At 71.9% G+C, this 17,466-nt stretch carries 18 protein-coding genes and 1 pseudogene; 8 read left to right on the forward strand and 11 right to left on the reverse strand.

Features of this window, described 5'->3' with window-relative positions; genetic code table 11:
• The first annotated feature begins 243 nt into the window (after positions 1–243).
• The 4 genes from IE136_RS27685 to IE136_RS27700 all read left to right on the forward strand — a co-directional run bounded on the left by IE136_RS27685 (position 244) and on the right by IE136_RS27700 (position 3,629).
• The gene (locus IE136_RS27685; RefSeq protein ID WP_189601714.1) at positions 244–687 is read left to right on the forward strand and encodes an SMI1/KNR4 family protein; all 444 of its coding nucleotides are present in this window, start codon (positions 244–246) and stop codon (positions 685–687) included.
• 91 nt (positions 688–778) lie between these two features.
• Complete coding sequence (locus IE136_RS27690) at positions 779–1,375, forward strand: dihydrofolate reductase family protein (RefSeq protein WP_158988829.1); 597 nt, start codon at positions 779–781, stop codon at positions 1,373–1,375.
• Positions 1,376–1,455: 80 nt separating this feature from the next.
• The gene (locus IE136_RS27695) at positions 1,456–1,941 is read left to right on the forward strand and encodes a MarR family winged helix-turn-helix transcriptional regulator (protein WP_189601715.1); all 486 of its coding nucleotides are present in this window, start codon (positions 1,456–1,458) and stop codon (positions 1,939–1,941) included.
• A gap of 158 nt (positions 1,942–2,099) precedes the next feature.
• Positions 2,100–3,629: an MFS transporter gene (locus IE136_RS27700; protein ID WP_189601716.1), complete on the forward strand. Its 1,530-nt coding sequence runs from the start codon at positions 2,100–2,102 to the stop codon at positions 3,627–3,629.
• Here the strand turns inward: IE136_RS27700 and IE136_RS27705 are convergent.
• Positions 3,578–4,459, reverse strand: a pseudogene (locus tag IE136_RS27705) (DMT family transporter); the annotation flags it as partial. The gene IE136_RS27700 and the pseudogene IE136_RS27705 overlap by 52 nt on opposite strands.
• A gap of 71 nt (positions 4,460–4,530) precedes the next feature.
• Here IE136_RS27705 and IE136_RS27710 point away from each other — a divergent pair.
• Entirely contained in the window at positions 4,531–5,394 is an 864-nt protein-coding gene (locus tag IE136_RS27710; protein WP_158988823.1) for a LysR family transcriptional regulator, read from the forward strand.
• On the opposite strand, the gene IE136_RS27715 is transcribed toward IE136_RS27710, so the two are convergent.
• Genes IE136_RS27715 through IE136_RS27725 form a run of 3 tightly spaced genes read right to left on the reverse strand, consistent with a single transcriptional unit; the run spans position 5,382 to position 8,983 of the window.
• A complete protein-coding gene (locus IE136_RS27715) occupies positions 5,382–7,460 on the reverse strand; it encodes a HelD family protein (protein ID WP_189601717.1) in 2,079 nt (692 codons plus the stop codon). The two genes, IE136_RS27710 and IE136_RS27715, sit on opposite strands and share 13 nt — an antisense overlap.
• Positions 7,461–7,508: 48 nt before the next feature.
• Complete coding sequence (locus tag IE136_RS27720; RefSeq protein WP_229819211.1) at positions 7,509–8,144, reverse strand: TetR/AcrR family transcriptional regulator; 636 nt, start codon at positions 8,142–8,144, stop codon at positions 7,509–7,511.
• A gap of 32 nt (positions 8,145–8,176) precedes the next feature.
• Positions 8,177–8,983, reverse strand: coding sequence for a TetR/AcrR family transcriptional regulator (locus tag IE136_RS27725; protein WP_158988817.1), 807 nt, complete (start codon positions 8,981–8,983; stop codon positions 8,177–8,179).
• 116 nt (positions 8,984–9,099) lie between these two features.
• On the opposite strand from IE136_RS27725, the gene IE136_RS27730 reads away from it, so the two are divergent.
• Both IE136_RS27730 and IE136_RS27735 read left to right on the forward strand, forming a co-directional pair.
• The gene (locus IE136_RS27730; protein WP_189601719.1) at positions 9,100–10,035 is read left to right on the forward strand and encodes an ATP-binding cassette domain-containing protein; all 936 of its coding nucleotides are present in this window, start codon (positions 9,100–9,102) and stop codon (positions 10,033–10,035) included.
• Entirely contained in the window at positions 10,028–10,801 is a 774-nt protein-coding gene (locus IE136_RS27735; RefSeq protein ID WP_158988813.1) for an ABC transporter permease, read from the forward strand. The genes IE136_RS27730 and IE136_RS27735 overlap by 8 nt, the downstream gene beginning before the upstream one ends.
• Before the next feature lie 40 nt (positions 10,802–10,841).
• On the opposite strand, the gene IE136_RS27740 is transcribed toward IE136_RS27735, so the two are convergent.
• Together IE136_RS27740 and IE136_RS27745 are read right to left on the reverse strand one after the other, a co-directional pair.
• On the reverse strand, positions 10,842–12,086 hold the full coding sequence (locus tag IE136_RS27740) for a GNAT family N-acetyltransferase (protein WP_189601720.1): 1,245 nt from the start codon (positions 12,084–12,086) through the stop codon (positions 10,842–10,844).
• 154 nt (positions 12,087–12,240) lie between these two features.
• The gene (locus IE136_RS27745; RefSeq protein ID WP_158988809.1) at positions 12,241–12,834 is read right to left on the reverse strand and encodes an RsiG family protein; all 594 of its coding nucleotides are present in this window, start codon (positions 12,832–12,834) and stop codon (positions 12,241–12,243) included.
• Between the two features lie 126 nt (positions 12,835–12,960).
• On the opposite strand from IE136_RS27745, the gene dtd reads away from it, so the two are divergent.
• Positions 12,961–13,386: a D-aminoacyl-tRNA deacylase gene (dtd, locus tag IE136_RS27750; protein ID WP_189601721.1), complete on the forward strand. Its 426-nt coding sequence runs from the start codon at positions 12,961–12,963 to the stop codon at positions 13,384–13,386.
• 67 nt (positions 13,387–13,453) lie between these two features.
• Here the strand turns inward: dtd and ygfZ are convergent, their stop codons facing one another.
• The 5 genes from ygfZ to IE136_RS27775 form a co-directional block, all read right to left on the reverse strand.
• Positions 13,454–14,434, reverse strand: a complete 981-nt coding sequence (gene ygfZ, locus IE136_RS27755) for a CAF17-like 4Fe-4S cluster assembly/insertion protein YgfZ (protein ID WP_158988805.1) — start codon at positions 14,432–14,434, stop codon at positions 13,454–13,456.
• A gap of 9 nt (positions 14,435–14,443) precedes the next feature.
• Complete coding sequence (locus tag IE136_RS27760) at positions 14,444–14,881, reverse strand: Fur family transcriptional regulator (protein WP_158988803.1); 438 nt, start codon at positions 14,879–14,881, stop codon at positions 14,444–14,446.
• A 66-nt stretch (positions 14,882–14,947) separates the two neighbouring features.
• Positions 14,948–15,520 carry a heme-binding beta-barrel domain-containing protein gene (locus tag IE136_RS27765; RefSeq protein WP_158988801.1) on the reverse strand — a complete coding sequence of 191 codons (573 nt, stop codon included), beginning with the start codon at positions 15,518–15,520 and terminating at the stop codon, positions 14,948–14,950.
• Positions 15,521–15,749: 229 nt separating this feature from the next.
• Positions 15,750–16,622: a hypothetical protein gene (locus IE136_RS27770; RefSeq protein ID WP_189601722.1), complete on the reverse strand. Its 873-nt coding sequence runs from the start codon at positions 16,620–16,622 to the stop codon at positions 15,750–15,752.
• On the reverse strand, positions 16,619–17,458 hold the full coding sequence (locus IE136_RS27775; RefSeq protein WP_229819213.1) for a hypothetical protein: 840 nt from the start codon (positions 17,456–17,458) through the stop codon (positions 16,619–16,621). Before IE136_RS27775 ends, IE136_RS27770 begins: the two co-directional genes overlap by 4 nt.
• Between the last annotated feature and the right edge of the window lie 8 nt (positions 17,459–17,466).

A 17,466-nucleotide genomic window follows, 5' to 3' on the forward strand; every position in this document is an offset into this window, starting at 1 on the left:
GAACGCGCCGACCCGCGCCGTGTCCGTGCACGGCGTGGGCGTCGCCTACCGGCAGCACGGTCCGGACGACAACTTGCCTGCGAAGAGTGCGGATCACGTCAGGAACGATGCGAATTCGGCGACAGATGTCACGCTCAGAGCTTCACGAAAGTCTCACCGGGCATGACCTCGATCGATCACGGAGTACGAAAGTCGTGGGACCGCGTCGCCGCCCGGCACGGAGATCGCCTCCGAGGGACTCCGGTGAGGGCCGCCGCCGACAAGGACCGGATCCGCGCGGCCGAGGCGGACCTCGGGCTGGCGTTCCCGGCCGAGGTGCGCGACTGGTGGACCCTGGACGGCGTCAGCGCCGACTACTGGATCCCCGGACCGTTCGCCCCGGTGGACCTGGAAGAGGCCCTGGAGACGCGAGAGATCTGGCTGCGGGTGGCGGAAGAGGAAGGGGACGTGTTCGACGCGAACGGCGAACCGGAGTCGCGGTTCCTTCCGTCGTTCCTGCCGATCGCGATGAGCCCCGGCGGCGACGGACTCGTCATCGACCTGCGCCCCGGTGATTTTTACGGGGCGGTCCTCCTGTGGGACCACGAGACGTGGGTGCTCGCCGCTCCGCTGTGGGACTCGGTGGCCGCCATGCTCGGGGACATCGCCATGCTCGGGGACAACGCCTCGGCCCCTTCGGATCGGTGAGGATCCGGGGCGGCGGGAGCGATGAGTTTCGGGCGGGGTGGCGGTCTCAACTACCGTAGCCATCCTGGAGCAAGGAACTGGAGCGGGTCCCATGCGTATCGTCATCAGCGAGTTCATCAGCCTCGACGGCGTCGTACAGGCGCCGGGCGGCGCCGAGGAGGACACCGAGGGCGGCTTCGCCCACGGCGGCTGGACGCACCCCTTCTTCGACCCGGAGGTGGTGGGCGGCGCGTTCGACGAGGCGCTCGCCAAGGCGGACGGGCTGCTGTTCGGGCGCCGCACCTGGCAGGCGATGGCGGGCGCGTGGCCGGAGCGGGCCGGCGACCCGTTCGCCGACCGGATGAACGCCCTCCCGAAGTACGTCGTCTCCCAGACGCTCGGAGACGACGAGCTCACATGGAACAACACCACCCGCATCCCCGGCGAGGAGGCCGTCGCCCGCATCCGGCGGCTGCGCGGGGCCGAGGGTGGCGACCTGGTCGTCATGGGCAGCCCCACGCTGGTCCGCACCCTGCTGGGCGAGGGTCTGGTCGACGAGCTCCGGCTCATGATCATGCCGGTACTCCTCGGAGGCGGTAAGTCGATCTTCCCGACGGACGGCGGGCTCCACGCGCTCGAACTGGTCTCGACGGTGACCAGCGGCGCCGGCGTCCAGGTGTGCACCTACCGGCCGGCCACCGAGGGGTAGTTCACCTCGCCCCGGGAGCGGGGCAGAGTCGTCCACTTCCTGACAGTCCGCGACGGATCTACTTTCGTTACCCTGGCGCCATGACAGCCATGGCGCCCAAGCGGACCGAACCGGACCTGTCCTTCCTCCTGGACCACACCAGTCACGTGTTGCGCACCCGAATGAGTGCGCAGCTCGCGGAGATCGACCTCACCCCGCGCATGCACTGCGTCCTCGTCCACGCCCTGGAGGAGGAGCGGACCCAGGCGCAGCTCGCTGAGATCGGAGACATGGACAAGACGACGATGGTCGTGACGGTCGACGCGCTGGAGAAGGCCGGGCTCGCCGAGCGGCGGCCGTCGAGCACGGACCGGCGGGCCCGGATCATCGCCGTGACGGACGAGGGGGCGAAGGTCGCCGAGGAAAGTCAGAAGATCGTCGACCGCGTCCACGAGAACGCCCTGGCGTCCCTGCCCGACGACGAGCGCGAGGTGCTGCTTCAGGCGCTGAACCGCCTGGTCACGGGTCATCTGGAGACACCGGTGGAGGGTGCGAGGCCGGCCCGGAGGGCGCGCCAGAAGGGGTGACGACCACGCGCGACCGCAAGCCCGAGCGCGAGTCGGTCGCGCGCCCGGCCCCAGACCCCCCGCCCACGACCCTGAACATCAATCCGTAAAAGATAGTCTGCAACAAAACTATCCGCTATGGTCTCTCCTGTTGCCTCCCAACGACAGGAGAGACCGCGATGCCTGCCACCCCCGCTCCCCAAGCCCCCTCCCGTTCCCGTTGGCTCGCCCTCGGCGTCCTGGCCACCGGGATGCTGATGACGATCCTCGACGGCAGCATCGTCACCGTCGCCATGCCGGCCATTCAGAGCGACCTCGGCTTCACCCCGGTCGGACTGAGCTGGGTCGTCAACGCCTACCTCATCGCCTTCGGCTCCCTGCTCCTCCTCGCCGGCCGCCTCGGCGACCTGATCGGCCGCAAACGGATGTTCCTGGCGGGTACGGGAGTGTTCACCGCCGCCTCGCTCCTCGCCGGCGTCGCCACCTCCCCCGCCGTCCTGATCGCCGCCCGCTTCCTCCAGGGTGTCGGCAGCGCGACGGCCTCGGCCGTCAGCCTCGGCATCCTGGTCACTCTCTTCACCGAGCCCCGCGAACGGGCCAAGGCCATCGCCGTGTTCAGCTTCACCGGTGCGGCCGGAGCCTCCATCGGGCAGGTCCTCGGCGGAGTCCTCACCGACGCCCTCACCTGGAACTGGATCTTCTTCATCAACCTGCCGATCGGCGTCGCGACACTGCTCGTCGCACTCTCCGCCCTCCCCGGTGACCGCGGCCTCGGCCTGAAGGCCGGAGCGGACGCCGTCGGCGCGCTGCTCGTCACCTCCGGCCTGATGCTCGGCATCTACGCCGTCGTCAAGATCGAGGAGTACGGCGCCGGTTCGGCCCGCACCCTGGGCCTCGGCGGCCTCGCGCTCGCCCTCCTCGCGGGGTTCGTCGTCCGCCAGGCGACGGCCAGGAACCCGCTCATGCCGCTGCGGATCTTCCGCTCGCGCAGCGTGTCCGGCGCGAACCTGGTCCAGATGCTGATGGTCGCCGCGCTCTTCTCCTTCCAGATCCTCGTCGCTCTCTACCTCCAGAAGGTGCTCGGATACGGCGCCGCCGAGACCGGCCTCGCGATGCTGCCGGCCGCCGCCGTCATCGGAGCCGTCTCCCTGGGCCTCTCGGCCCGGCTCAACGCCCGCTTCGGGGAACGCAACGTCCTCCTGACAGGCCTCGTGCTCCTCGTCGGCGTCCTCGGCCTGCTGACCCGGGTGCCCGTGAACGCCTCGTACGTCACCGACCTGCTGCCCGTCATGCTCCTCGCCGCCGGCTTCGGCCTCGCCCTCCCGGCCCTGACCTCGCTGGGCATGTCCGGCGCGAAGGAGGAGGACGCGGGCCTCGCCTCCGGACTCTTCAACACCACCCAGCAGATCGGCATGGCCCTCGGCATCGCGGTCCTCTCCACGCTGGCCGCCTCCCGCACCGAGTCCCTCACGGCGGCGGGCCGCCCGGCGCCCGAGGCCTTGACCGGCGGTTATCACCTGGCCTTCGCCGTCGGCGCCGGCCTCCTCCTCGCCGCCCTGGCCGTCGCCTTCACGATGCTGCGCCGCCCCGAGCCGCGCGAGAGCCAGACCCCCACGAGTACCACCGCCATCCCCGCCACCACCCGCGCCGTCAGCGGCTCGTCCAGGACCAACGCGCCCAGCGTCACCGAGACCACCGGCAGCAGGTAGCCGACCGTCGCCGCGCTGGTCGGCCCCTCCTCCGCGATCATCCGGTAGTTGAGGTGGAAGGTCAGACCGGTCGCGAAGATCCCGAGGACGACGACAGCGAGCACCCCCGTCCCCGTCCAGGCCGGAAACAGCCGCTCCGACCCGCCGGGGGCGAGGTGGGGGCCGCTCAGGGCGGGCACGGCCAGCGCCGGCACGCTCAGGACCGTCGCCGTCAGCAGCTGCGCGGCGGAAAGGGCGAGCGGCGCGGTGCCGCCCCCGGTGAGGCGGCGGGCCATGTACGCGAAGGCCAGCGCATAGCTCGCGCCCGCCGCGAGCAGGGCGAGGGCGCCCCCGCTCAGCAGGCCGGAGCCATCGCTCCACGGCGCGAAGATCAGCAGGACGCCGGTGAAGCCGAGGAGCAGACCGCCGAGCCGGGCGGCGCCCAGCGGCCGTTCCGCCCCCAGGCCGAGGCCCAGGAGCAGGGACCAGAGCGGCGTGGTGGCGTTCAGGACACCCGCCACCCCGCTGTCCACCGTCCGCTCGCCGACGCCGAACAACAGGAACGGCAGTGCGTTGCAGAAGAAGGCGGCGACGGCCAGCCTCCCCCAGGTGCGCCGGTCACGGAGCCCCGGCAGCCGCTGCCCCGCCCCGTACGCCAGCGCCAGCAGCACCCCCGCCCCCAGCAGGCAGCGCAGGAAGGCGATCCAGCCCGGGGTGAGGCCGTGGTCGAGCGCGATTTTGATCCACAGGAAGCCCGAGCCCCAGAGCAGGGCCAGGACACCCATCCGTGTCGCCGAAGCCGTCGCTGAAGCCGGGGCTGAGGATTTCTTCGAAGCCGTCGCCGATGCCATGCCCTCACCGTCCCCGACGCCACTCGACAGGACAAGCGAAGAATCATGTATCCCTCGTTAAGCTGTGCTACATGCTCGATGTGAGACGCATGCAGGTGCTCCGGGCCGTCGTCACCAGCGGTTCGGTCACCGCGGCCGCCGCGAACCTCGGCTACACCCCCTCCGCGGTGAGCCAGCAGATCGCCGCCCTGGAGAAGGAGGCCGGCATCGAGCTGCTCGAACGCTTCGGCCGGGGCGTGCGGCCGACCGCCGCCGGCCGGCTGCTCACCGAGCACGCCGCCGTGATCGGCCGCCAGGTCGCCGAGGCGGAGACCGCGCTGGCCGATCTGCGGGCGGGCCGCACCGGCCGGGTCGCGATCCGCTACTTCCCCACCGCCGGGGCCGATCTCGTCGCCCCCGCCCTGGCCCGGTTCCGTACCGAACACCCCGGTGTACGGGTCGACCTGAGGATCGCCGACGGCGCCCGGGACGAGGAGGCGGACCTCACGCTCGTGGTCGGCCCGCGGAACGCGCCCGGCGACGGCCTGCGCCTGGTCCACCTCGTCGACGACCCCTACCGCGCCGTCCTCCCCAAGGGCCACCCGCTCGCCGACCGCCGGGTCCTCGACCTGGCCGAGCTCGCCGACGAGCCCTGGGTCGGCAGCGAGCGCCCCGGCCCCTGCCTCGACGCCGTCCTGGAGGCGTGCGCGGCGGCCGGGTTCACGCCGGACATCGCGGTGGAGTGCGAGGAGTACGCCACGGCGCAGGGCTTCGTCGCGGCCGGGCTCGGCATCAGCCTGATCCCGCTCATGGGCCTGGGCAGCCGCCACCCGAACGTGGTCGTCCGCCGGGTGCGCGGCCCGGAGCCGGTCCGGTCGATCCACGCCGCGGTACGGGAATCCTCCCTGGCCCTGCCTGCCGTACGGGCCCTCCTGACCGCTCTTCAGGAGGCGTGAGCGGTCAGGCAGTCGGGCAGCGGCTCGCCGTGGACGACGTCCAGGCGGGAGACGGCCCGGGTGAGCACGACGTAGAGCCGGTGCAGTCCGCGCGGCTCGGCCGCCACGATCGCGGCCGGCTCGGCGACCACGACGTGGTCGTACTCCAGGCCTTTGGCCGCCGTCGCGGCCAGCACGGTCAGCCGCCCCTCGGCGAACACCCGCGGCTCCGAAGCAGCCGAAGCCATCTCCTGCACCGCGCCCACCTGCTGCACCTCTCCCACCTCCTGGCCCACCACCTCCGTCAGCGGGCCGACCAGGCTCTCCGGCGCGATCACCCCCACCGAGCCCTCCCTCCCCAGGGCCGCGCGGACCGCCTCGGCGACTCCCCTGCCCACGTCCGCGACGCGGCGGATGCTCACCTCCCCGTCCGTACGCAGCGACCGTCCCGCCGGCACGTCCGTCCCCAGCTCCGGCAGCAGCCGGTTGGCGAGTTCGACGACGGCAGCGGGCACGCGGTAACCCGTGGTCAGCGGCACGATCTCCGCCCGGGGGCGGCCCAGATGGGTCAGCTGCTCGCGCCAGCCGCGGGCGGCCCAGGGAGTCGTGCCCTGCGCCAGGTCGCCGAGCACGGTGAGTGCACCGAAGCCTGCCCGGCGGGCGATCGCCCGGCACTGCATCGGCGACAGGTCCTGGGCCTCGTCGACGACGACATGGCCGTAACCCTCGGGGCGTTCGATCAGACCGGCCAGCTCGTCGAGCAGCACGAGATCGGCCGCGCTCCACCGCGCCGAGCGCGGGGAACGGGGCGGCTTCGCCCACCGGACGGCCGCCCGCTCCTCCGGGGTGAGCAGCGGGTCGTCCGGGGCCGTCAGCACCTCCGCGAGCACCTCCTCGGGGGTGACCTCGGGCCAGCAGGCGTCCACGAACGCCGAGACCGGCCGGGCCCGTTCGATCCTGCGCACCCAGGCCGTGCCCATGGGGCCGGCGCGGCGCTCCGCCCGGAGCTGGAGCGCCCGGACGACGCGGGCGCGGATCCGGTCGCGGCCGGTGGCGTAGGCCGGCGCCTCCTCCCGTACCGCCGTGACGATCCCGGCGAGCTCCTCGGCCGACAGCCGCCAACGGTACGAGCCGTCGGGTACGGCCAATTCCCCCTCGGGCGTGGCCACGCGCGCGTACAGCGCCCGGCGCAGCACCTCGGCCATCCGTACGTCGTGCTTGACCAGCGCCGCCGCCTCCGCGTCCACGGCCCGCACCTCGTGCCGGGCGATCTCGTCGTCGACGGTGGACTGCCGGATCCCGGTCTCGCCGAGCGCGGGCAGCACCTCGGAGATGTACGAGAGGAAGGTCCGGTTGGGACCGAGGACGAGGAGGCCGGAACGGCGGACGCGCTGGGGGTGGGTGTAGAGGAGGTACGCGGCCCGGTGCAGGCCGACGGCGGTCTTACCGGTGCCGGGGGCGCCCTGCACGCACAGCGAGACGGTCGGTTCGGACCGTACGAGATCGTCCTGCTCGGGCTGGATGGTCGCGGCGATGTCGCGCATCGGGCCGACCCGGGGGCGCTCGATCTCCCCGGCGACGATCGTGCCGGCCACCTCCTCCCCCGCGGCGAGGTGCTCGTCCTCGAGACCGGTCAGATCGGCCGAGTCACCCCTGCTGTCAGCGGCCCAGCCGAACCGGCGCCGGCGCAGGACGCCTTGGGGGTCATGTGCGCCGGCCTGGTAGTAGGCGCGGGAGACGGGGGCCCGCCAGTCGACGGCGAGGGGCGGGGAAGCCGGGTGTTCGGCGATCCGGCGGCGGCCGATGTGGTGGGTCTGGCCGTCCTCGCGGTCGAGCCGGCCGAAGAACAGGGGGCCGGGCGGCTGGGCGCCGAACTCCTTGGCACGGCTGCGCAGGTGGTGACCGAGGGCTTCGGCGTCGGCGCCGGAGGCGGCGACGTCCTCGCCGGTGACGACCTGTTCGGCCACGTCCGCGGCCATCCGGGTCAGGGCGGCGCGGCAGGCGTCGTGGTGGTCGCGTTCGCGGGCGAGTTCACGGTCGAGGTCGCGGGCGAGTTCAAGGTCGAGTTCACGGTTGAGTGACGTCATTCCCCCAAGGATAGAGGAAAGAGTTACTCGGTTACATTTTTTACCGCGTTACGAGATCCTGAGAGCTGGAAGTCCTTCCCGCAGGCCACGGAAGGCGCGCTCGGCCGCCGCGACCGCCTCCCGATGCACGGCGTCGGCACTCTCCCCCGCCGCCATCCGGCGCGCGTTCTCCTCGGCCAGGACGCGCGTGACGGCGACGATCTGACCGGCGGCGAGCCGCGCCGCCAGCGGGTCGCCGCCGAGTTCGCCGGCCAGCGCCTCCTCCGACCTGCGCTGGTACCCGTACAGCCGGGCGACGAGGGCGGGCGTGCCGTAGAGCAGCCGCTGGAAGGCGAGGACGGCTGGGTGGTCGCACAGGCCGGTCACCGGGTCGCGCCGCGTCAGGCCTTCCAGGAAGTGGGCCCGGAGGGCGTCGAGGGGGGCGACGCCGCCGCGGCGGGCGGCGGCGACGGTCCGGGCCGCCTCGTCCTCGTGATCGCTGAACCGGTGGAGTGCGAGGTCCTCCTTGGCGGGGAAGTAGCGGAAGAGGGTGGGCTTGGAGACGTCGGCGGCGGCGGCGATCTCGGCGACGGAGACGGCGTCGAAGCCCTTCTCCAGGAAGAGGGCGATGGCGGTCTCGGAGATCAGCGCGCGGGTCTGTCGCTTCTTGCGCTCCCGCAGACCGCCCGCTTCACCTCCGGCCACTTCGCCACCGCCGCCCCCCTCACGACCCGCGCTCACTTCGCGGCCTCCACCAGGGGTGCGATCCCGTCCAGGATCCGTTCCAGGCCGAAGCGGAACTCGTGGTCCGGCTCGTCCTGCTCGTCCATCACGCCCGAGTCCAGCATCCGCGCCACCGCCGGGAAGCGTTCCGGGTCGGCCAGGCGCCGCAGAGTCTGGCCGTAGCGGGAGAGGACCTCCTCGGGAGCGTCGCCGCTCGCGGCGATCACGGCGGCGAGATCGGCCATCATCAGGGCCTCGTTGCGGACGAACCCGCCGAGCAGCATGACCACCGACACCTTCGTGCCCTCGTCGAGCCCGCTGTCCGCGAGGGCGACCATGGCCCACTCCCACCAGGCGACCGTGTTCGGAGTCGCGGGCGGGCCGGAGAGCGGGATGCGGAGCATCCAGAGGTTGCGGTGATAGACCTCGCGCATCGCCCCGGCCCACTGCTCCAGGGCCTCGCGCCAGTCGGCGCCGGGCGCGGGCAGCGGCGGCGGGGCACCCGTGGCCACGTCCTGCATCAGGATGTACAGCTCGCGCTTCGCGCCCACGTAGCGGTAGAGGGACATGGTCGAGACGCCGAGCTCCTTGGCGATCCGCCCCATGGAGACGGCGTCCAGCCCTTCCGCCGCGGCGACGCGCACGGCCGTGTCGACGATGCGGTCGAGGGTGAGGCCGGGCTTGGGCCCCTTGGAGGGGCGCTCCCGCAGCCCCCAGGCGGCCTCGACGCTCGGTGGCAGGAAGCCCCCGGCGCCCCGCCCCTCGCCGCCACCCTTGTCGCCCTCGCCCGCGTTGCCGGGCCCGCCCCTGCCGTCCGCCATGAGTCTCCGCCTCCACACCTCGCCCTTGACGCCCATCCTAGTAATGCGTAACCCTTACACAGTAACGCGTATGTCATACGCAGTAAGAGTCAGGTCCAAGCCCGAGGAGCGCACCCATGCCACCCGCCGTCGAAACCACCGGCCTGCGCAAGGCCTACGGGGACCTCCCCGTCCTCGAATCCCTCGATCTCCGCGTCGAGGAGGGCACCGTCTTCGCCCTGCTCGGCCCCAACGGCGCCGGTAAGACCACCACCGTCCGCATCCTCGCCACCCTCACCCGCCCGGACGCCGGGCACGCGCGCGTGGCGGGGTACGACGTCGTCGCCGAGCGGTCCCGGGTCCGCCGCGCCATCAGCCTCACCGGACAGTTCGCCGCCGTCGACGAGATGCAGACCGGCGCCGAGAACCTGCGCATGACGGCCCGGCTCTCCGGCCTCTCCCGCCCGGCCGCCGGCCGGCGCGCCGCCGAACTCCTGGAGCGCTTCGGCCTCGCCGACGCCGGCGGGCGCCGGGTCAAGACGTACTCGGGAGGCATGCGCCGCCGTCTCGACCTCGCGGCCGGCCTCGTCCGCGATCCCGGCGAGACGGCCGTGGTCTTCCTCGACGAACCGACCACCGGACTCGACCCGCGCAGCCGCCAGGAGCTCTGGGAGATCGTCCGCGATCTCTCCGAGGGCGGTACGACCGTCTTCCTCACCACCCAGTACCTGGAGGAGGCCGACCGGCTCGCCGACCGCGTCGCCGTCATGGACGCCGGCCGGATCCTCGCCGAGGGCACGGCCCAGGATCTCAAGTCCCGCGTCGCCGGCCACCGTCTCGACCTCGTCCTGCGTGACCGCGAGAGCTATCTGCGGCTGACCGGCCGGGCCGTCCACCACTCCCCCGAGTCACTCACCCTCGGCATCCCGACCGACGGCAGCGCCCGCGAGGTCCGCGCCCTGCTCGACGCGCTCGACCCCGACCGCACCGACGTCGTCCGCTTCGCCCTCCACACGGCGACGCTCGACGACGTCTTCCTCACGCTCACCGCGAAGGAGCCCACCCATGTCTGAGACGCTCGCCGTGCCCGGTGCCCTCACCGTGACGGGCACGATGGCCGGCCGGGCCATTCGCCTCAGCCGCCGCAACATCGACGCCGTCATCACCTCGATGATGCTGCCGGTCATGCTGATGCTGATCTTCGTCTACTTCTTCGGCGGCGCAATCGACACCGGCACGCGGTACGTGACGTACGTCGTCCCCGGCGTCCTCCTCCTCTGCGCCGGCTTCGGCTCGGCGAGCACCGCCGTCTCCGTCAGCGAGGACATGAAGGGCGGGATCATCGACCGGTTCCGCACGCTCGACGTCGGCGGGACACCGATCCTCGCCGGTCACGTCGGCGCCAGCGTGGCCCGCAACCTCCTCGCCACCGCGCTCGTGTTCGGCGTCGCCTTCCTCATCGGCTTCCGCCCCTCGGCCACGGTCTCGGGCTGGCTCGCAGCCATCGGGCTGCTCCTCGCCTTCATCACGGCGATCTCATGGCTCTCGGCGGCGGTCGGGCTGCTCGCCCGCAGTCCCGAGGCGGCGGGCGGGGCCACGTTCTTCATGATGTTCCTGCCCTACCCGAGCAGCGCGTTCGTACCGATCGACACCATGCCCGGCTGGCTGCACGGCTTCGCCCGGCACCAGCCGGTGACGCCGGTGATCGAGTCGCTGCGCGGTCTGCTCCTCGACCAGCCCGTCGGCGCCACTCCATGGATCGCCCTGGCGTGGTGCGCGGGCATCCTCGCGGTGGCGGTGGCCGCCTCGGGCGGCCTCTTCCGCCTCCGTACGCGGTAGACGCGACGGGACGCGGTGGGACGTGACGGCGATGCGGGCCTCAGAAGATGTCGGGGCACCAGGGCCGGCGGGAGGTCCGCAGCAGGGCGTCCGCGCGGGCCGCGGCCCCCGGGGCGATCTCCTCGACCCGGCCGAGTGCGGCCAGCCGCACCGCCGACTCGTCACCGAGCGACAGCGTGCCCAACTCGCCGATGTCGAAGGCGAGCTCGGGGGATTCGGTGGTACGGGAACAGGTAGCGCCCTCCGGGGAGGCGTCGAGCCGGTAGCGGCCGCCGGCCAGACCGGTGGCGTCCCGCAGATCCAGGACGAGCGTGCCGGAGCCGGCGTACGTACGCCCCTCCAGCACCTTGGCCACGTCCAGGACCCGCACCCAGAGCATGTCCGCCTGCGTGGTGACACGGGCGGCGCGCGGGTCGGGGAGCAGCAGCGGCAGCAGGTCGTCGGGGGCGCGCATGCCGGACTTGACCGCGGTGACCCAGTCGACGGAGCAGAGGAAGAGCCACAGCGCCCGCTCGGCGGCGGGGGTGACCGCGATCAGGTCCTTGACCGTGGCCGTGTTCAGCGGCTGCTTGCCGTCCTCCCACTTGTCGTCGCAGGTGTAGGAGACGTACCCCTGGGGCTGGTCGGCCTCGTCGCGGTAGACGGCGTAGAAGGGCTCGGTCCAGGGGCTGCTGTGGTGGACGCGTCCGGTGAGGACGTCCCAGCTGCGGGCGTCCCGGCCGACGATCCCGGCCCGGACCCCGCCGAGCCGGCGGTGCAGCTCGGGGGCGACCTTGCGGATCTCCTCGGCGTCGGTGAAGTCGATCCGGCCGCCGTCCTCGGGACGACCGGAACGACGCGGGTCCAGACCGGCGCGGCGGACGTCGACGGTCCACTCCGTGGTCCAGGTCGCGGGGCCGAAGCCGAAACGGCCGTAGATCGGATACTCGGCGGCGATGAGGGTGGCGACGGCGTCGCCCCGCTCCTTCGCGGCGGCGAGGTCCCGGGCCATCATCCGGCTGAGCAGACCGCGGCGGCGGTGGGTCGCGGAGACGGTGACACCGGTGACGGCGTCGGCGACGAGCGTGCCGCCGCCGACCGCGCTCAACTCCTGGGTGAAGGAACGGAAGGTGGCGACGATCCGGCCCTGTTCGAACACGCCGAGCAGCCGGGAGAGGTCGGTGTGCGGCAGCCGGTCCGCGACCTCCTCGTCCGTCACGACGGGCGGCCGGAGGAACCCGGTGCTGACGGCCCGCAGCCAGTCGGGGTACTCGGACTCGACGACGGCACGCACCTCAAGGCTCATCCTGCGAGGCTATGCCGGGCCCCGGGCCCCGCGCACCCGACTTTTCCCGCCCCGCCCTCACCCAGCCGGGCCCCTCACCCTGCCCGTCGGATCACCCTGCCCCTCGGATCAGCCTGTCCTGCGGATCAGCCTGTCTTCAGATCAGCCCAGTCCTTCAGATCAGCAGGTCGTCCACCTGCGCCTCGCCCTCGCGGTAGCGGCGGGCGATCTCCGCGCTGCAGTCGTCGGCCGTCCGCTGCAGCTGCTGCCGACGGCGCGAGACCTGCTGTTCGTACCCCGCGAGGCGTCCCATCGCCGTGTGGAGCTCGTCGTCCGTCCGCGCGCCGAGGTCCGACAGCTCGACCTCCGACAGCATCTCCGTCGCGAGCCGCCGGTACTCCTCGCTGCGCGGCGTCGACAGCGTCACGTGCCGCGCCGAGGTCCGCAGCCGCGAGGGCGCGTCCGCGAGGATCTCCGAGAGCCGGTCGAGAACCGGCGCCTCCGGATCCGTCCGCCGTGCCAGTTCGGCCCGCAGGATGTCGATCCGGCCCTGCAGCATCCGCCGTACGTAGCTGAGGTCCGCCTCGTCGCCCTGCGCGTCACGGCGCAGCGCCCGCAACTCCGGGAGCCGCAGTGCCGCGATCTCCGGCTGTGGTCGCTCCTGCAGCGCCGCCTCGCCCGACCGCTGCAGGGGTGGACGTACCGCCGCGCCGACACTGCTCAGCGGAACGGGACCGGATGGCGTCTGCCCGGCGCCAGGTGCACTCATGTGAATCGTCCCCTCGACCGGTGCGGAACCGCACCGCCTCCAGGCATGGTGCCACTCCCGCACGTGCGCGTGCAGGTGCTCTGCACCCGTTCGGCCCCAGTTGAGTCGGTCTGTAGGTTGGTCCGTATGCGAGCAGTGGTACAGCGGGTGGACGGCGCGAGCGTCGTCGTCGCGGGAGAGACCGTCGGCGAGATCGTCGGCGAAGGACTGTGTGTGCTGGTGGGAGTCACCCACGAGGACACCCCGGAGAAGGCGGCCCAACTGGCCAGAAAGCTCTGGTCCGTCCGCATTCTCCAGGGAGAGAAATCCTGTTCGGACGTTAATGCGCCCTTGTTGGTGATTTCTCAGTTCACCCTCTACGGGGACGCCCGCAAGGGCCGCAGGCCCACCTGGAACGCCGCCGCGCCCGGCCCGGTCGCCGAACCGCTCGTCGACGAGGTCGTGGCCCAGCTGCGGGCCCTGGGGGCGCGCGTGGAAACGGGCCGGTTCGGAGCGGACATGCGCGTCTCGCTCACGAATCACGGCCCGTTCACGGTCCTCGTGGAGGTCTAGGAGACCCAGGAGGTCCAGGCGACCTAGGAGGTCCAGGAGATCCTGGGGGTCCGGAGGTCACTCGTCCTCACGGCTCGACGATCGTCTCCTGCGCCGCCGCCGTGTCCCCGGCGAGCAGCTCGGCGTCCACCGGCAGGTTCCGCTTCACCATCGCCAGCGCGATCGGCCCCAGCTCGTGGTGGCGGGCGGAGGTCGTGATGAAGCCCAGCTGGCGGCCCTCGGCGCCGTCCGCCGCGAGCCGGATCGGGGTGCCGTGCCCCGGCAGATGGACCTCGCTGCCGTCCAGGTGCAGGAAGACGAGCCGCCGCGGCGGCTTCCCCAGGTTCTGGACCCGGGCGACGGTCTCCTGCCCGCGGTAGCAGCCCTTCTGCAGGTGCACCGCGCTGCCGATCCACCCCAGCTCGTGCGGGATGGTCCGGTGGTCGGTCTCGAAACCGACCCGCGGCCGGTGCGCCTCGATCCGCAGCGCCTCGTACGCGAGGACACCCGCGGCGGGGCCGTGGGAGGCCGCGAAGGACTCCAGGTCGGCGCGGGGCAGGAACAGGTCGCGGCCGTGCGGGGTCTCCCGTACCACCACGCCCTTGGGCACCTCGGCGATGGAGCCGGCCGGCAGGTGGACGAGAGCGACGTCGTCCGTACGGTCGGCGACCTCGACCCGGTAGAAGAACTTCATCGACTCCAGGTACGCGATCAGCTCGCCCCGCGTACCGGGCTCGACGTGCGCCCAGACCGTCTCGCCGTCGTCGACGAGGTACAGGGCGTGCTCGATGTGCCCGTTGGCGGAGAGGATCAGCGCCTCGGTCGCCTGGCCGGCCGGGAGCTCGCTCATGTGCTGGGTGAGCAGCAGGTGCAGCCAGCTCAGCCGGTCGTCGCCGGAGACGGTCACGACTCCGCGGTGCGAGAGGTCGACGAAGCCGTTGCCCGCGGCGAGGGAGCGCTGCTCACGGAAGAGGTCGCCGTAGTGCGCGGCGACGCCTTCGTCACGGCCCTCGGCGGGGACGGCGCCGGGCAGGGACAGCAAGGGGCTGTGCGGTGATGGTCGCTGCATGCCGTAAGCCTACGACTCGGCGGCGGCCGCCTTGCGGGAGCAGTCCTCGCACCGGCCGAAGATCGCGAAATGCTTCATGTCCGTCTCGAAACCGAAGGTCTCGCGGAGCTTCCCGGTGAACTCGGCGGCGATGTCGACGTCCGCCTCGATGACGTTCGTGCAGTCCCGGCAGACCAGATGCAGATGGTGGTGCCGGTCGGCGAGGTGGTACGTCGGGGCTCCGTGGCCCAGATGGGCGTGGCTGACCAGGCCGAGCTCCTCCAGGAGCTCCAGCGTCCGGTAGACCGTCGAGATGTTCACGCCTGAGGCGGTCTTGCGGACCTCGCCGAGAATGTCGTCGGGGGTCGCGTGCTCGAGCGTGTCCACCGCCTCGAGGACGAGCTGACGCTGGGGCGTCAGCCGGTAGCCGCGCTGCCGCAGGTCGCTTTTCCAGTCGGTGCTCACCACGCCCCCCAGTGTAGGAGGGCGTGGCGGAAAACCGAGGGTCCCATGGGGCCCGACGGACCTGCGGGCCTACTTGAAGAACGCGATGCCGTCGTCGGGCAGGTCACCGAGGCCGCGCGCCATCTCCGCGACCTCCTCCGGCGTCACGACCTTCTTCAGGTGCGCCGACATGTAGGGCCGCAGCGGGACCTCGGGGGTGGCCTTCTCGCCCACCCACATCAGGTCACCCTTGACGTAGCCGTACAGCCGCTTGCCGCCGCTGTACGGACCCGAGGCGGCGGTGCGCGCGACGGCGTCGGTCACGAGGTCGATCTGCGGCTTCTTGTCGGCGAGCTCGCCGTACCAGATCTCGACGATGCCCTGGTCCCGGACCATGACGATCTCGACCTTGCGGTCCTTGTCGATCCGCCAGTAGCCGCTCTCGCTCTCCAGCGGGCGGATCTGGTTGCCCTCGTTGTCCAGGACCCAGGAGCGCGAGACGTACTCGATGAAGTCACGGCCGTCGTGGCTGAACGTCACGGACTGGCCGAAGTTGCACTTCTCGGCACCGGGGAAGTCGGAGACGCCCGCGCCTTCCCACGTGCCGAGGAGGAACGCGAGGGGGACGAGGTCCGGGTTGAGGTCGGACGGGATCTCGATCATGGCAGCTCTTGGCGATCTGTAGAGGGGGGTGGTTAACGCTGGCCCTGGTACAGCTTCTTCACGGTCAGACCGGCGAAGGCGAGCACGCCGACGCAGACCAGAATCAGCAGAGCTTCGAAGAAAACGATCACTGGGTGCTCCTCGAATGAGCGTGAAGGCAGAACGGGCCGGACCCCAGCTTAGTCGGCGAGGGGCCCGGCCCTCTCTGTGAGGTGGGTCAACCCGTCGGCTAGCCCAGGAGCTGGTTCTGGAGGGTGACCGTCTGCTGGAACGGGACCAGGAGGGCGCCCCCCTTGCGGGACTGGGCGACCAGCGCGATCGTGTCACCGGCCTGGACGTACGCCCAGCGACTCTGCTCGGCCCCCGCGGGCTCCTCCACGAAGGAGTACAGGGCGGTGTACGGCACCTCGACCCGGGTCGCCAGGCTGCTCTCCATGTCGATGCCCTCGACCCCGTCCAGGAGCGCGCCGTCGACCGACCCGGCCTTCAGGCCGTCGTCCTTGAAGGCCTCGGCGAAGGCCACCGAGTTGAACCGGAGCAGATGGATACGGGTCGTCGTGCCGTCCGGTGTTGTCCAGCCGCGGGCGGCGACGTGGCGCAGCGCGGAGTCGGCCAGGGCCTCCTTCAGCGCCGGCCGGTCGTCCTGCCGGTACAGCGAGAGGAACCGGTCCAGAGAAACCCATCCGCCGTTCAGCTTCGGATCCACCGTGGCGCCGACCGGGGCGGGCAGGAGCAGCGCGCGCAGGTCGGCGTGGTGGATCTCCCCCTCGTTGCCCGGCGAGAAGGGGCGCTGGGAGCTGTGCGGCAGGGGAGGGAGGCTGAGCTTCGGATACTCCCAGCGGCCGTCGTGCTCGGTCGCGAGACCGGGCACGTCGGTGCGCTCCATGGAGGTGATCCCGGCCGCGGTCCCGACCCCGAGTCCCCCGCACACGACCACGGCGGCGGTCCACCGGGCGGCGGCCCACAGGACACGACGGGAGCGCTTGGGCCCGGGGGCGGGGGGCTCTGGGACCTCCATGGCCTCCGGTGCGGGCTCCGGTACGGGCTCCGGTACGGGCTCCGGTGTCGGCGGGAGCGTCGTCGTGTCCGTCTGCTCGCTCATACGTACTCCCCCGGGGACGTGATGTGGTCCAGCTGCTGCTTCACGATCTCGGCCACGGCGGACGTGTCGAACTGCTTCGAGCCCGACGCGGTGACCGTGACGGAGACGTCGGCCTCGTACGCCGAGCAGACCATCCCGTCCAGCTGGTCCGCCTGCTTCTCCTTGTCGAGGTCCGGGTCCTTCGGAACCATGAAGCAGGCGGAGGTCTTGTGTCCGCCGATCTTCGGCCCCTTCGGGAAGCCGAGAAGGCGGGACAGCTCCTTGCGGAGCTCGAACACATCGCCGATCCGCTTCTTGTCCTTCATCTGCGTGAGGTGCACCGTCACCACGACATCCGCGTCGGTCGACTGGAAGGAGCGGACGGCGACGCCCTGGACGCCGAGGCGGTCGACCCGCTTCTCGAAGTCGCGGCGCTTCTTGCCGGACAGCCCCTTGCCCTCCTCCTTGAGGAGAGCGGCGGCCTCCTTCGCGCCGAGCTCCCCGTCGTTCCCGTACATCTCGATGTCGGGGCCGAGTTCGTAGCCGGCCGGAACGGGCAGCAGCAGCTTGCTGAGCGGTGTCGACGCCTTGCCGCGGGTGGCGCCGAGCGTCGCGGGATCCTCGCCGCCCCGCTGCGGGGCGGGGGACTCCCAGACGGCCGTGGGTGCCGAACGGTCCGCGGCGTTGACGGTGACCGCGGTGTACGTCAGGCCACCGCCGACCGCGCCGAGGACGAGCACAGCGGGCAGGACCGCGGTCAGCAGGGTGCGTCCCCGCCGCGGCTTCGCCGGCTCGTCCGCCGGGACGGTCGCGGCGAACACGTCGGTCACATCGGCTTCGTCGGTCTCGTCGGTCATGTTGTTCC

Origin of the sequence: Streptomyces lateritius, from assembly GCF_014649715.1 — a bacterium.
In the GTDB taxonomy this organism is placed as follows: domain Bacteria; phylum Actinomycetota; class Actinomycetes; order Streptomycetales; family Streptomycetaceae; genus Streptomyces; species Streptomyces lateritius.

Excerpts from the sequence above, each read along its gene's own strand:
- IE136_RS27690 (WP_158988829.1), top strand. The coding sequence starts at position 779 with ATGCGTATCGTCATCAGCGAGTTCATCAGCCTCGACGGCGTCGTACAG.
- IE136_RS27695 (WP_189601715.1), top strand. The coding sequence starts at position 1,456 with ATGACAGCCATGGCGCCCAAGCGGACCGAACCGGACCTGTCCTTCCTC.
- IE136_RS27700 (WP_189601716.1), top strand. The coding sequence starts at position 2,100 with ATGCCTGCCACCCCCGCTCCCCAAGCCCCCTCCCGTTCCCGTTGGCTC.
- IE136_RS27710 (WP_158988823.1), top strand. The coding sequence starts at position 4,531 with ATGCTCGATGTGAGACGCATGCAGGTGCTCCGGGCCGTCGTCACCAGC.
- IE136_RS27715 (WP_189601717.1), bottom strand. The coding sequence starts at position 7,460 with ATGACGTCACTCAACCGTGAACTCGACCTTGAACTCGCCCGCGACCTC.
- IE136_RS27725 (WP_158988817.1), bottom strand. The coding sequence starts at position 8,983 with ATGGCGGACGGCAGGGGCGGGCCCGGCAACGCGGGCGAGGGCGACAAG.
- IE136_RS27730 (WP_189601719.1), top strand. The coding sequence starts at position 9,100 with ATGCCACCCGCCGTCGAAACCACCGGCCTGCGCAAGGCCTACGGGGAC.
- IE136_RS27735 (WP_158988813.1), top strand. The coding sequence starts at position 10,028 with ATGTCTGAGACGCTCGCCGTGCCCGGTGCCCTCACCGTGACGGGCACG.
- IE136_RS27740 (WP_189601720.1), bottom strand. The coding sequence starts at position 12,086 with ATGAGCCTTGAGGTGCGTGCCGTCGTCGAGTCCGAGTACCCCGACTGG.
- IE136_RS27745 (WP_158988809.1), bottom strand. The coding sequence starts at position 12,834 with ATGAGTGCACCTGGCGCCGGGCAGACGCCATCCGGTCCCGTTCCGCTG.
- dtd (WP_189601721.1), top strand. The coding sequence starts at position 12,961 with ATGCGAGCAGTGGTACAGCGGGTGGACGGCGCGAGCGTCGTCGTCGCG.
- ygfZ (WP_158988805.1), bottom strand. The coding sequence starts at position 14,434 with ATGCAGCGACCATCACCGCACAGCCCCTTGCTGTCCCTGCCCGGCGCC.
- IE136_RS27765 (WP_158988801.1), bottom strand. The coding sequence starts at position 15,520 with ATGATCGAGATCCCGTCCGACCTCAACCCGGACCTCGTCCCCCTCGCG.
- IE136_RS27770 (WP_189601722.1), bottom strand. The coding sequence starts at position 16,622 with ATGAGCGAGCAGACGGACACGACGACGCTCCCGCCGACACCGGAGCCC.
- IE136_RS27775 (WP_229819213.1), bottom strand. The coding sequence starts at position 17,458 with ATGACCGACGAGACCGACGAAGCCGATGTGACCGACGTGTTCGCCGCG.